This is a genomic window from Halosolutus amylolyticus (assembly GCF_023566055.1).
GTDB lineage: Archaea > Halobacteriota > Halobacteria > Halobacteriales > Natrialbaceae > Halosolutus > Halosolutus amylolyticus.
Map to the genome: position 1 here is coordinate 352,164 of NZ_JALIQP010000002.1, position 13,176 is coordinate 365,339.

11 protein-coding genes are annotated in these 13,176 nt (G+C 66.1%); 4 read left to right on the forward strand and 7 right to left on the reverse strand.

The window, feature by feature from the left end; translation table 11 throughout:
• Positions 1–2: 2 nt before the first annotated feature.
• Entirely contained in the window at positions 3–167 is a 165-nt protein-coding gene (locus MUN73_RS08155; RefSeq protein ID WP_250139964.1) for a hypothetical protein, read from the reverse strand.
• 256 nt (positions 168–423) lie between these two features.
• Positions 424–1,638: an acyl-CoA dehydrogenase family protein gene (locus MUN73_RS08160; protein ID WP_250139965.1), complete on the reverse strand. Its 1,215-nt coding sequence runs from the start codon at positions 1,636–1,638 to the stop codon at positions 424–426.
• 160 nt (positions 1,639–1,798) lie between these two features.
• Here MUN73_RS08160 and MUN73_RS08165 point away from each other — a divergent pair, with 160 nt between their 5' ends.
• From MUN73_RS08165 to MUN73_RS08175, 3 genes are all read left to right on the forward strand, one after another.
• Positions 1,799–2,860 (forward strand): phosphotransferase family protein, encoded by a 1,062-nt coding sequence (locus tag MUN73_RS08165; protein WP_250139966.1) that lies wholly within the window; start codon positions 1,799–1,801, stop codon positions 2,858–2,860.
• 165 nt (positions 2,861–3,025) lie between these two features.
• Positions 3,026–5,014, forward strand: a complete 1,989-nt coding sequence (locus MUN73_RS08170) for a 3-hydroxyacyl-CoA dehydrogenase/enoyl-CoA hydratase family protein (protein ID WP_250139967.1) — start codon at positions 3,026–3,028, stop codon at positions 5,012–5,014.
• Between the two features lies 1 nt (position 5,015).
• Complete coding sequence (locus MUN73_RS08175; protein ID WP_250139968.1) at positions 5,016–5,465, forward strand: MaoC/PaaZ C-terminal domain-containing protein; 450 nt, start codon at positions 5,016–5,018, stop codon at positions 5,463–5,465.
• A 44-nt stretch (positions 5,466–5,509) separates the two neighbouring features.
• On the opposite strand, the gene MUN73_RS08180 is transcribed toward MUN73_RS08175, so the two are convergent.
• From MUN73_RS08180 to MUN73_RS08200, 5 genes are all read right to left on the reverse strand, one after another.
• Positions 5,510–6,037, reverse strand: coding sequence for an Lrp/AsnC family transcriptional regulator (locus tag MUN73_RS08180; protein ID WP_250139969.1), 528 nt, complete (start codon positions 6,035–6,037; stop codon positions 5,510–5,512).
• Positions 6,038–6,064: 27 nt separating this feature from the next.
• Positions 6,065–6,955, reverse strand: a complete 891-nt coding sequence (locus MUN73_RS08185; protein WP_250139970.1) for an alpha/beta fold hydrolase — start codon at positions 6,953–6,955, stop codon at positions 6,065–6,067.
• Positions 6,952–8,091, reverse strand: a complete 1,140-nt coding sequence (locus MUN73_RS08190; RefSeq protein WP_250139971.1) for an acyl-CoA dehydrogenase family protein — start codon at positions 8,089–8,091, stop codon at positions 6,952–6,954. Before MUN73_RS08190 ends, MUN73_RS08185 begins: the two co-directional genes overlap by 4 nt.
• A gap of 136 nt (positions 8,092–8,227) precedes the next feature.
• On the reverse strand, positions 8,228–11,104 hold the full coding sequence (locus MUN73_RS08195; protein WP_250139972.1) for an ATP-dependent helicase: 2,877 nt from the start codon (positions 11,102–11,104) through the stop codon (positions 8,228–8,230).
• A gap of 59 nt (positions 11,105–11,163) precedes the next feature.
• Complete coding sequence (locus tag MUN73_RS08200; protein ID WP_250139973.1) at positions 11,164–12,225, reverse strand: zinc-dependent alcohol dehydrogenase family protein; 1,062 nt, start codon at positions 12,223–12,225, stop codon at positions 11,164–11,166.
• A 109-nt stretch (positions 12,226–12,334) separates the two neighbouring features.
• Between MUN73_RS08200 and MUN73_RS08205 the strand changes: the two genes are divergently transcribed.
• Positions 12,335–13,069, forward strand: coding sequence for an MBL fold metallo-hydrolase (locus tag MUN73_RS08205; protein WP_250139974.1), 735 nt, complete (start codon positions 12,335–12,337; stop codon positions 13,067–13,069).
• The last annotated feature ends 107 nt before the right edge of the window (positions 13,070–13,176 follow it).

Genomic DNA, 13,176 nt, shown 5'->3' on the forward strand with positions numbered 1-13,176 from the left:
GACTACAGCGGAATCGCCGCGACGTCCCCCGACCCGCAGGCCGGACAGGACCCCCGATCGTCCGACAGCGTCGTTCCGCACCGCCGGCACTCGTAGTGGACGCCCGATCGATCGGCGTCGTCGAGGTGCCGTCCGATCGAGTCAGGCAACACGGAACTGATTTTCATTCGTGACCATCAGGCGAAAGCGAACAGTTCTCCGGTAAATGTTTTGTGATCACTCGCGATTGGTGGCATTATTTCTAGACATATGTCTAATATATGCTCGAAACACGTCAATATTTCATTGCATCCGGAGGTACGCCAGATTCGTCTCCGCATGGCCCGTCCGCCGTCAGGATCAACTCGACCAGGGTCGGCTACCGCCGATTTCGTCCGAAAGGCGTTTATTCCACGCACCTCGCGTCCAGTGGATGTCAGGGAATTAGCCGCGGAACCGCGTCACGGGGTCGAGTTCGCTCTCGTCGACGTCCTCGAAGGCGTCGCGGGCGATCACGCGCTTGTGGACCTCGTCGGCCCCGTCGACGATCCGGAACGCGCGGACGTTCTCGTAGAAGTCCGCGAGCGGCAGGTCCTTGCCGATCCCGTTGCCACCGCAACACTGGATCGAGAGGTCGACCGCGTCCTGGACGACGTTCGCGGTGAATACCTTCGCCATCGAGACCGGGACGCGCGCCTCGTTCCCCGACGTGATCTCGCGGGCCGCGTGGCGGACCATCGTCCGGGCGGCGTGAAGCCGGGTTTCGGCCTCGGCGACGTCGTATCGCAGACTCTGCTTCTCCGACAGTTTGCTTCCGAACCCCTCGCGCTCGTTCATGTACGCCTTCGCGACCTCGAGCGATCGCTGTGCCATCCCCGAGAAGCGCATACAGTGGGTCAGTCGCGCCGGACCGAGGCGCTTCTGGGCGATCGCGAAACCGGCGTTTTCGGCACCGAGCAGGTTCTCCTCGGGGACGCGGACGCCGTCGTAGACGATTTCGGCGTGACTCGCGCCGCGGAACGCCCCGCCGACGTGGGGGATGTCGCGTTCGAACTCGACGCCGTCGGCGTCGCTGGGAACGAGGAAGATCGAACACCCCTGGTAGGGGTGGGCGTCCGGGTCGGTGCGGGCCATCACGAGCAACACGTCGGCCTCGCTGCCCTGGGTCGTCCACCACTTGTGACCGTCGATGACCCACTCGTCCCCGTCCTTGCGCGCGGTCGTCTCGATCATCTTCGGGTCGGACCCACCGCCCTGCATCGGTTCGGTCATCGAGAACCCGGAGTGAATCTCCGCCTCGACCAGCGGATCGAGCCACCGGTCTTTCTGCGCCTCCGTGCCGGCCATCTCGAGCGTGTGCATGTTCCCCTCGTCGGGGGCGTCCACCCGCAGAGCCAGCGGGCCGAGCAGACTCCGGCCGGCCTCCTCGAACGCCGGGAGGACATCGCGGAACTCGAGACCGAGACCGTCGTGTTCCTCGGGAATCTGGGGCGCGTAGAGGTCCCGATCGCGGGCCTCCTCGCGCAGGTCGTCGATCACGTCGTCCGGGACGGGTCCGTCGCCGAGCCACTCCCGTTCGACCGGGATCACCACCTCGTCGACGAATTCGCGGACGTCGGCGGCTAGCTCGCGGGCTCGATCGCTATCGTGATACTCCATAGCGTACCCTAGATGAACATTGTAAAATAAAGATTCCGGCGTAACTATTTTCGTTAAGCGGGTGGGGATAGTACCATACACTCATGTCGATCACGAACCGGACGCCGACGGAGATGCCCGTACTGACCGACTGTACCGTCACGAGACGCGGGTGCGCGCCATGAGCGAGGACTACTACGAGCGACTCGTCGACGAGGACGCACTGGCGGCCTACCTCGAAGACCACCTCGGATCGGTCGACGACTACGCGGTCGAACGCCACGAGGAGGGCCACTCGAACGAGACGCTGTACGTGACGTGGGGCGACCAGGATCTGGTCATCCGTCGACCGCCGCCGGGCGAGACCGCCGACACCGCTCACGACGTCCTTCGGGAGTACCGGGTGACGAACGCGCTCGTCGAGACGGACGTCCCCGTCCCCGAGCCGCTGCTGGCCTGCGAGGACCACGACGTCATCGGGAGCGACTTCTACGTGATGGAACAGCTCGAGGGCGACGTCCTCCGGCTCGAAGAACCCGATCGGTTCGCCGACCCCGCGTCCCGCGAGCGGATCGGCGAGGAACTGGTCGACACGCTGGCGTCGATCCACGACGTCGACTACGAGGCCGTCGGTCTCGGGGAGTTCGGCCATCCGGAGGGGTACACCGAGCGTCAGGTCGAACGCTGGGGCCAGCAACTCATGTGGGCGTTCGACGTGACCGTCGAGGAGCGCGAGGTGCCGGCCCTCTACGAGGTCGGCTCGTGGCTCCAGGAGCACTGTCCCGAGGAGCACCCGCACACGCTCGTCCATGGCGATTACAAGCTGGACAACGTGATGTATGGCCCCGACGAGTCGCCGGAGTTAGTCGGCGTCTTCGACTGGGAGATGGCCACCCTCGGCGATCCGCGCGCCGACCTCGGCTGGATGCTGTCCTACTGGCGGGACGCGAAAGACCCCGAGCCGACGGTGCCGGAGCTCACCGCGACGTTCATGGAACGCGAGGGATACCCGACCCGCCGCGAACTGGTCGATCGCTGGGAGGCCGGGACCGGATACGAGTTCGAGCACGAGCGGTTCTACCGCGCGCTCGCGGTCTACAAACTCGCGGCGCTCGGGGAGATGTTCTTCCGGCGCTACCTCGAGGGCAACAGCGACGATCCGATGTATCCGAAGATGGAGGATCGCGTCCCGGCGCTGGCCAATCGGGCGATGCGAATCATCGAGGGCGACGAACCGCTGTAACGAGCCGCCGACCGGCTCCGTCCCGGCCGACTGGTCGGTGCGAAATTACCGACGTTTGGACCAGAACTATCCTAGAATACGCTCTAGACTTTCACTCCACCTATTTCTTAACATTGGTAATGATCGTCCGGTGGTATTAAGACGATACCGGACGACGTGGCGACCATGTCATACGAGACCATCGATCGCGTCGCGGTACTCGGCGCGGGAAACATGGGGCACGGGATCACCGAAGTGGCCGCGATGGCCGGCTACGACGTCACGATGCGGGACATCGAGGACGAGTTGATCGAGGAGGGCTACGAGGGGATCGCCTGGAGCCTCGAGAAACTCGCGGAGAAGGACCGCCTCGACGAACCGGCCGAGGAGATCCTCGATCGGATCGACACCACGACCGATCTCGAGGCGGCCGTCGAAGACGCGGACCTCGTCGTCGAGGCCGCGCCCGAGAACCTGGAGTTGAAACACGACATTTTCTCGGATCTGGAGGAGTACACGGACGGGGACACCCTGCTGGCGACCAACACGTCGAGCCTGCCGATCACGGACATCGCGGAGGCCGTCGACACCCCCGAGCGCGTCCTCGGTCTCCACTTCTTCAACCCGCCGGTGAAGATGGACCTCGTGGAGGTCATCTACGGCGAGGAGACCAGCGACGAGGCCGCTGAGGCCGGCCACGAGTGGGTCGAGTCGATCGACAAGACGCCGATCTACGTCCGCAAGGACGTCCGCGGCTTCGTCGTGAACACGATCGTCGGCCCGTTCGGCGGCGAACCCGCCTGGATGGTCTCCGAGGGCGACGCGACGATCCGGCAGGCCGACGCCGCGATGGTCCACCAGCGCGGCTACCCGATGGGGCCGTTCGAACTCGCCGACATGACGGGCATCGACATCGGCTATCACGTTCGCAAGGAGGCCGGCGACGACGTGCCGCCGATCGTCGAGGAGAAAGTCGAGAACGAGAACCTCGGCCGCAAGACCGGAAGGGGTTACTACGACTACGAAGACGGAGAGACGTCGGAGACGTCTCAGGCAGACGGCGACGGCCCCGACTACGAACCCGGTGACGGGGAGGGCTTCGACACGCTCCAGGTCGAGGCGCGCATGGTCAACCGCGCCGCGTACCTCGTCGGCGAGGGCGTCGCCACCCCCGAAGCCGTCGATACCGGCGTCCAGCTGGGGCTTGGCTTCCCCGAGGGGATCTGTCGCCGGGGCGACAAGCTCGGCCTCGACACCGTCCTCGAGAAACTGGAGACGCGACTCGAGGAGACCGGCCACGATCGGTTCGAACCGCACCCGTATCTCGAGGAACTCGTCGCCGAGGGCACGACCGGCGAGGACGCGGGCGCGGGCTTCTACGAGTACGACGACGGCGACGGCGCGCTTGAGGGGTATCACTACCTGAACGCGACGATCGAGGACCGCGTCCTCGAGGTCGAACTCGATCGGCCCTCCCGGATGAACGCGCTCTCGGCGGATCTCCTCGGAGAGATCGACGACCTGTTCTCCGCGGTCGACACTGAGGAGATCCGCTGTGCGACGATCGAGGGGGCCGGCGATCGCGCGTTCAGCGCCGGTGCGGACATCACGGGCTTTGGCTCGCTCGAACCGACGGACGCGATGGACGTCACGCCCGCCTTCGAGACGGTCAACGACTTCCCGCGGCCGGTCGTCGCGAAGATCGACGGCTACTGCCTCGGGGCCGGCCTCGAACTCGCGCTGGCCTGCGACCTGCGGCTCGCGACCGATCGGTCCGCCTTCGGCGCGCCCGAGATCGGCCTCGGACTGATCCCCAGCGGCGGCGGCACCCAGCGCCTGATGCGCGTCCTCGGGGAGACCCGGGCGAAGGAGCTGGTCTTCCGCGGGAACCACATCGACGCCGATCGGGCCGAGAACTGGGGTCTCGTCAACCGGGCGGTCGATCGCGACGACTTCGACGACGTCGTCGCGGAGTTCGTCGACGACCTGCGCAACGGGCCGCCGATCGGCCTCGAGGTCGCCAAGAAGGTGATGAACGAGGGCGAGGACGCCAGCCTCGAGGCGGCGCTCGCGATGGAGAGCCAGGGCTTCGGTCTCCTGATCGGCACCGACGACGTGATGGAAGGGACGATGGCGTTCGCCGAGGACCGCGAACCGGAGTTCGAGGGACAGTGAGATGGCCGACGAGACGCTGTCGTTCGACGATCTGGAGGTCGGCCACGAGGTCGTCACCCACTCGCGGACGATCACGGAGGCCGACGTGCGCAACTACGCGGGCGTCAGCGGGGACTTCAACCCGCTCCACCTGAGCGATCGGTTCACCGCCGAGGAGACCCCCTTCGGGGAGCCGATCGCACACGGGGCCCTGCTGTTCGGCATCGCGAGCGGCCTGCTGTGGCAACACCGTCACGAGCGACCGGACACGATCGCGTTCTACGGCGTGGACAGCATGCGCTTTACGACCCCCGTCACGATGGGGACGACGGTACACGCGGAATCGGAACTGATCGAGAAGGAGCCGCGGGACCATCCCGTCGCGAACGGCGTCGCCCGGTACGAGACGCGCCTGGTAACCGACGAGGACGAAACCGCGCTCTCGTGTGAGATGCTGACGCTCGTGCGCTAGCACGGCGACGAGAGCGACGATCGATCGCCGGCCGACGCGGCCGGTTACCGCTCGCCGTGTGCTTCCCCGAGGTCCTCGTAGATCCGGGGGTCGGTCCGGAACTTGAGCACGTTGTGGACGGCCGAGTTCCGGATGTTCGCGATGACGTCGCCGTACTCCTTGTAGCAGTCGTGGATCCACTTCGAGACCTGCTGGCGATCGCGGAACATCATCACCGTCTTCCACTGGTACTCGCCGTCCGAGAGGAAGAAAAAGAGGGTGTGCTTGTCCTGGCGGATGTGTTCCATCGCGTCGTACCAGCTCTCGGCGAAGTGTTCCGTGTTGAACTTGAACTCGAACAGCGCGAAGATGTAGTACTCCTCGTTGGGGATGATCGCCTCGCGGAAGACGCCCTCGTCGCGCATCCGGCGGATCGACTCGCTGACCGTTACGTGCGAGACGTCGATGTCGTAGTCCTCTTTCAGCACGCTCGTCAACTCGCGAGACGAGAGTTGCGGATCCTCCGCGAGTTCACAGAGGATCGCGATGTCCCGATCCTTGAAGTCCCAGTCCGGCGCTTCGTCCCTGGTCATCGTCTGTGAATTCGTTGGTTCCATCGTTTATGTGTTCGGATCGGACAGAAACGCCGCGAGCCGATCGGCGTAGGCGGCCGATCGATCCTCGGGCACCCAGTGGTAGGCGTCCGACAGCGGTTCGATTTCGGTGTCCGGAATATCCCCTGCCAGTCGCTCGGCGTACGCGAACGGCTGCATCACGTCGTCCTCGCCCCACAGCAACAGCGTCTCGGCCGTGATCGCCCCGTAGTCGATTTCGGTCGTGTGGTTCGTGTTCGTCGCGACGGCGTTCCGGACGAGCGATCGGTGGCCCTCCTCGGTCAGCCACGGCGCTTTCATCCCCTCGACGAACTCGGGGTCGGCTTCGCCGTAGGCACCGTCGACGAACGCCGAGTCGAGGCGCGCCTCGAGTTCAGATCGATCCAGGCCGGCCGTCTCGGGCAACCCCAGGTTCGAGACGAACTCGACGGGCCAGGAGTCGTAACAGACGGCGTTCGAGAGCACCAGCCGATCGACTCTGTCGGGGTTGTGTGCCGCGAAGCGGAGCGCGACCCCGCCGCCGATGTCGTGGGCGACCAGCGACACCGTCTCGACGTCGAGCGTCGCGAGCAGGTCCTCGAGCATCCGCTCCTGGGCGCGGATCGATCGATCGAAGCCGTCGTGCATCGCGGAGTTGCCGTAGCCGATCATGTCGGGAGCGATCGTCCGCCGCTCCTCGGCGATCGCCGGGACGATATCGCGCCAGAGGAACGACCAGGTCGGGATCCCGTGGAGGAAGACGACGGGAGGTTCGTCGCCAGCGTCCGCCTCGGTCTCGCCGGCCGATTTGCTCGCGACTCCCGGCCCGTCCTCGTGGTAGGCGACCGACAGATCGTGTCCGTCGACCGTTACGGCCGCCGTCTCCTGCCCGTCGCTCCAGGTTTCGTGGTCGGTCATAGCAACTGGTCGGCGACGATGTTCTTCTGGATCTCGCTGGTGCCCTCGTAGATCTTCGTGATACGGGCGTCCCGGTAGTAGCGCTCGACGGGGTGGTCGGAGACGTAGCCCGCGCCGCCGTGGACCTGGATCGCCTCGTCCGCGACGTCGACCGCGTGCTCGCTGGCGAACAGTTTGGCCATCGAGGCGAACTTCGCGGCCAGCTGGTCGTCGCCGTCCATCGCGTAGGTCGCGGCGCGGTAGGTGAGCGATCGCGCCGCCTCGACGGTCGTCGCCATCTCGGCGAGTTTGTGCTGGATCGCCTGGAACTCGGCGATCGGCTGGTCGAACTGCTCGCGCTCCCCGGCGTACTCGAGGGCCGCGTCGAGCGCGGCCTGGGCGGTCCCGACCGCCTGTGCGGCCACGCTGACCCGGCCGGCGGCGAAGAAGTCCATCAGCTGGTAGAAGCCCGCGTTCTCGGTGCCGACGACGTTCTCCGCGGGGACGCGGACGTCGTCGAGGATCAGTTCCGCGAGGTCGGACGCTCGGATGCCGAGCTTGTTGTCGATCTTCTCTGCGCTGAAGCCGTCAAGATCCGTCGGGACGAGGAAGGCGGTGATCCCCTCGTGGCCCGCGCCTGGGTCCGTCTTGGCCATCACTACGGCGACGTCGGCGATCGTTCCGTTCGTGATCCACATCTTGTTCCCGTTGAGGACGTACTCGTCACCATCCTGCTCTGCGCGCGTTTCCATCCCGGCGACGTTCGACCCGTGGGCTGGCTCGCTGATCGCGCTCGCACACGCCGCGTCACCGCTCGCGATCTTCGGGAGCCACTCGTCTTTCATCCACTCGTCGCCGAACCGCTCGATCATCGTCGAGCCGAAGCCGCGACTGCTGATCGCGCTCCCGATGCCGGGGTCAGCGCGCCACAGTTCCTCGGTGACGACGACGCTCGAGAGCAGGTCCATCCCCGCGCCGCCGTACTCGATCGGAATGCCGGTCGCGACGAGGTCCATCTCGGCCGCCTGCTGGACGAGGTCGTGCGGATACTCGCGGTTCTCGTCGTGCTCGCGTGCGACCGGTTCGATCTCCGCTTCGCCGAATTCCCTGACAGTTCGACGGATCGCCCGCTGTTCCTCCGATAGCTGGAACGACATACCCCCACTGCAATTTCCAAGATGAAGTAATTTTGGGTGAGAACTACAACTGTTAACCAGATTGCGTTAGAGCGGAATCGATGGAAGGGGTTGCGGACTGTCCCGTGTTGTCGTCTTGCACGGACCGACTCCCCCGTCAATCGTCGTCTTCCGACGACAACCTCGCCAACGACTCCTCGCCGATCTCTTCGAGGACGCGCTCGTGGAACGCCTGCAGGGCCGCGCTCTCGTCCTCGGCGAGGACGACGTCGCTGGCAGAGAGCGTCGCCAGGCCGAACGCCCGCGGCGTCGGCGAGTCCAGCAGGTGGCGCTCGATCGCGATCTCGCCCGCGTCGATCGCCGCGACGACGTCTTCGATCGCGTCGACGTTGAGTTTGTCCTCCAAGATCTCGCGGTAGGTCTCCTCGATCACGGCGAACTCCTCGAGATCCTCGGCGAAACCCAGCAGCATCTCGCTCGAGACCTGCTGTTCGCTAGCGGACTTCTCGTACCCCTTGTACCGTTTGAGGATCATCAGCGATCGCGTCGCGTTGATCCGGAAGTACCGCTGGAGCAGGTCGGTGTCGGCGATGGCCGCACGGAGGTCCGAACGCACCTGCTCGGGGTCGAGGTCGTCGACGATGCCCTCGAGGTCGACCTTGCGGTTCAGCGGCATCGAGAGGACGAAGCCGTTGTCCGCGACCGCCACCCGGACGTTCGCGGTCGCCTCCTGGGCGCAGCGATACGCGAGCAGGCGGGAGAGGCCGTCGTTGAACTTGCGGCCGTACGCCGAGTGGACGTAGTAGTGACGCTCGTACTCCTCGCGATCGCGCTCGACCTCGATCGCGAGCCGATCGGGTGTGCTCACGCTCTCGGCCCCGGCGAAACGAACCTGGTGGTCGAACAGCCGGGCGATCGCGCGCACGCTATCGTCGTCGAGCGGGAACTCCCGCAGCCACGCGCGGACCCGTGGCGGGCCGCCCGCGTCGTAGCGCTCGAGCAACTCGGCCTGAAACTCGAGGATCTCCCGGCCCAGATCGTACGAGAGCGGAAGCCGCTCGGAGTACCACGAGGGAACCGTCGGGCGGGCGCTGGTTCGATCGACGTACACCTTCGATCCGCGCCGGTACCGGTACTCGAAGTGATCGCCGCCGAGGACGAAGACGTCGCCCTTCTCGAGAGTGTCGAGGTAGTTCTCGTCGAGTTGGCCGACCCACTCGTCGCTCGCGCGGGTGTGGACGTCGCAGGTGAACGAGTCGGGGATCGTCCCGATGTTGGTCATGTAGATGACCCGCGCCAGGCGGCCGCGCTTGCCGATCAGCGGTTCGCCCACGGGGAACTCCTCGTGGTGGTGCTGGCCGTCGGGCGGGTCGTTCTCGTCGCGCCAGACCTTCGCGTAGACGTTTCGATCCTCGAGCCCCGCGTACTCGGCCGTGAGGTACCGCATCAGCTGTTCGTACTCCTCGTCGGAGAAGTCCCGATAGGGGTAGGCCCGCCGGAGGATCGACTTCACCTCGGACTCGGGCCTGATCTCGGCGATCGCCATCCCGTAGACGTGCTGGGCGGCGACGTCCTGGGCGTTCTCGGGGATCGAGACCGAGTCGACGAACCCCTCCTCGGCCTTCTGCAGCATGACCGCACACTCGAGCAGTTCGTCCCGATCGAGCGCGATCACGCGACCGGTGACGGTCTGTCCGACGCGGTGGCCCGCCCGGCCGATCCGCTGGAGCAGGGCCGCGACGGACTTCGGAGAGCCGACCTGCACGACGAGGTCGACGTGGGGCATGTCGATCCCCAGTTCGAGCGAGGTCGATGAGGTCACGACGTCCAGATCCCCTTCCTTCAGTCGGCCCTCGACGTCCTGGCGGACGTCCTTCGAGAGGCTGCCGTGGTGACAGGCGGAGTTGCCCTCGTCGTAGGCGTCGAACCGCTCGCGGAGGTTGTGCAGAACCCGTTCCGCACCCGATCGGGTGTTGGTAAAGACGAGCGTGTTCGTGTGGTCCTGCACGTGCTCGTGGAGGCTCCGGTAGAACCGCTCCTGGACGACCTCGCGGGACGTGTTGATCAGGTCGTCGGTCGGACACTCGAGTTCGATGTCGAACTCGCGGGCGAAGCGGGCGTCGACGATCTCGTAGGGTCGCGGTTCGCGGGCCTCCGCCCCGCTCGAACCGTCCCCGTCGCGTAGCCCCTCGCTCGGCTCCCCGCCGGGTTCCTCACAGCCGACCAGAAATTCGGCAACCTGTGACAGCGGCTCGATCGTCGCCGAACAGCCGATCCGCGTGATCTCGTTCTCGGCCATCGCCTCGAGTCGCTCGAGACTCACCGACAGGTGGGTGCCCCGCTTGCCGTCGGCCAGCGAGTGGATCTCGTCGACGATGACGTACTCCACGGTGCGGAGTTTCTCGCGGAACTTCGGCGAGTTGAGCAAGATCGCGAGGGTTTCGGGCGTCGTATTGAGAATGTGGGGCGTCTCCTCGAGCATCTTCTGGCGATCGCTCGAGTCCGTGTCGCCGTGGCGGATGGCGTGGCGGATCTCGCCCATCTCCCGATCGCCGTCTCGCGGGCCCTGCCCGCTCGCTTCTTCCGCGGCGCGTGGCGCCGCGCCTTTCTCGACGATCGACTCGATCCCCTCCAGGGGCACCTCGAGGTTTCGGTGGATGTCGTTGGCGAGGGACTTGAGCGGCGAGACGTACAGACAGTAGACCGAATTCTCGAGGCCGTCTTCCGAGTCGCGATCGCGTTTGTAGAGTTCGTTGATGATCGAGAGAAACGACGACATCGTCTTCCCGCTTCCCGTCGGCGCACAGACCAGCGTGTTCGTTCCGTCGTGGATCTTCGGGATCGCGCCCTGCTGTGGCGGCGTGAAGAATCCGTCGTTCTCGGGGACGAACTCGCCGAACTCCTCGAGCCACCACTGCTGGACCGCGGGCTCTAGCAGGTCGAAGACGTCCCGGTCCTCGATCGTGACCGCCGCGGGATCGAACGGGAGGGCGTCGTCGGCGATCGGCAAGTCGAGGGACTCGGGCCCGGCCATCATCGTCGTCTGCGGGAGCGGTATGTAAGAGGGTTTGGCTACCGGAGCGGAAGTGAATTTTAGAACTCGGTGACGACTTCCACGCCCCGCGTCTCGTAGTCGGTCATCGCCGCGAGTCGATCCGAGACGTCCGCGAGTCCGACGCGCCGCGTAACCAGTTTCTCGGGCGCGAGTCGGCCCGCATCGATCATTCGCAGGAGTTCGTCGTACCGGGAAGGCGGCATCCCGCGCGAGCCGACGACCGTGACGTCCCACCGGGTGATCTCGTCGATCGGGAGCGGGACCTCGCCGCGCTCGGCGTCGGTCGTCAGTCCGAGCTGGACGTGGGTCCCCCGGATCCCGAGACAGTCGAGGCTGTTCCGGCACGTCTCGGCGCGACCGAGCGCGTCGACGGAGACGTGTGCCCCGCCGTCCGTGATCGCCTCGATTTCTGCAGGGACGTCCGCGCAGTCGGACGCGTCGATCGTCGCTTCGGCACCCAGATCGATCGCCATCGCGAGCGGCTCTTCGCGCACGTCGACGGCGACGACGGTCCCGCCGAGGGCCGTCGCGATCTGGACCGCGGCCAGTCCGAGGCCGCCACAGCCGTGGACGGCGACCCAGTCGCCGCCGGCGAGGTCGACGCGGTGTGCGAGCGCGTGGAACGCGGTCACGTACCGACAGCCGAGTGCGGCCGCCTCCGTCGGCGAGACGTCGGCCGGAAGTCGAGTCAGGTTGAACGCCGCGTGTGGGACGTGGACCTGCTCGGCGAACGCGCCTGGGACGCTGGATTCGAACCCGAGCGCGTAGCCGTCCTCGCAGACGTTTCCGTGGCCGGTCCGACACTGGGGACAGCCACCCTCGCCGAGGTTGAACGGAATCACCACCCGATCGCCGACCGAGAGTCGATCCACCCGGTCACCGACGCGGGCCACCCGACCCGCGGGTTCGTGACCGAGGATCTGTCCGATCGGCACCTGATCGTCGGCCCACTCGCCGTGGCCCTGCCAGGCGTGCCAGTCGCTCCGACAGATGCCACACGCCTCGACGTCGACGACGGCCCCGTGCGGAGCGGGGTCGGGCGGATCGACGTCCTCGATCGAGAGCGGTTCGCCGTACTCCTCGAGCACTGCAGCGCGCATATCGTCGGTATCGTTCGCCGCCGAGTTAACAGATCCGACACCAATTTCGCGCGCGACACCGCGTTTCCGAGAGGTCACCCTTATCGGACCGGCCGTCAGAGAGGTCCGTATGCGCGTCACCTTTCTCGGAACTGGCAGCGCGATGCCGACCGGCGAACGATTTCAGACCGGGATCCTGGTTCAGGAGGACGGCCGATCGCTCCTTGTCGACTGCGGCTCGGGCGTGCTCCACCGCCTCCAGCAGTCCGGCGTCGGCTACGAGAACGTCTCGACCGTCCTGCTCACGCACCACCACCTCGATCACGTCGCGGACCTGCTCCCGCTGATGAAAGCCCGGTGGCTGGCCGGCGAGGAACACCTCGAAGTCGTCGGCCCGCAGGGGACCAAGGCGCTGGTCGACGACCTCCTCTCGGTCCACGAGTACATGCAGGACAAACTCGACCTGCAGGTTCGCGAGGTCGTCCCCGGCGAGTTCTCGGTGGCGGGGTTCGACGTCTCGGCCTACGAGACGCGCCACTCGCTTCCCTGTCTCGCCTACCGGTTCGACGATCGGTTCACGTTCAGCGGCGACAGCGAGGCGTTCGCCGGCCTGGCCAACTTCGCCGAGGGCTCCGCGATCCTCGCCCACGACTGCTCGTTCCCCGACGACGTCGACGTCTCGAACCACCCGACGCCCGCCGCGCTCGGCCGGGAACTGGCCGGCCGGGAGATCGGCCGGGTCTACCTGACCCACCTCTACCCCCACACCGACGATCGCCACGAGGAGATGCTCGAGTCGATCGGAGCCCACTACGACGGCGACGTCCGGTTCGCGGAGGACCTCACGACTGTCTCGATCGAGTGACCGTCGCCAGATCCGGTCGGCGGAAACACGTGTGTGGTGCGCGCCGAACGACCCGTCATGTCCTGTTAGTAGTCGGGTAACAACAGATATATCCCTGCCCGTTTCGG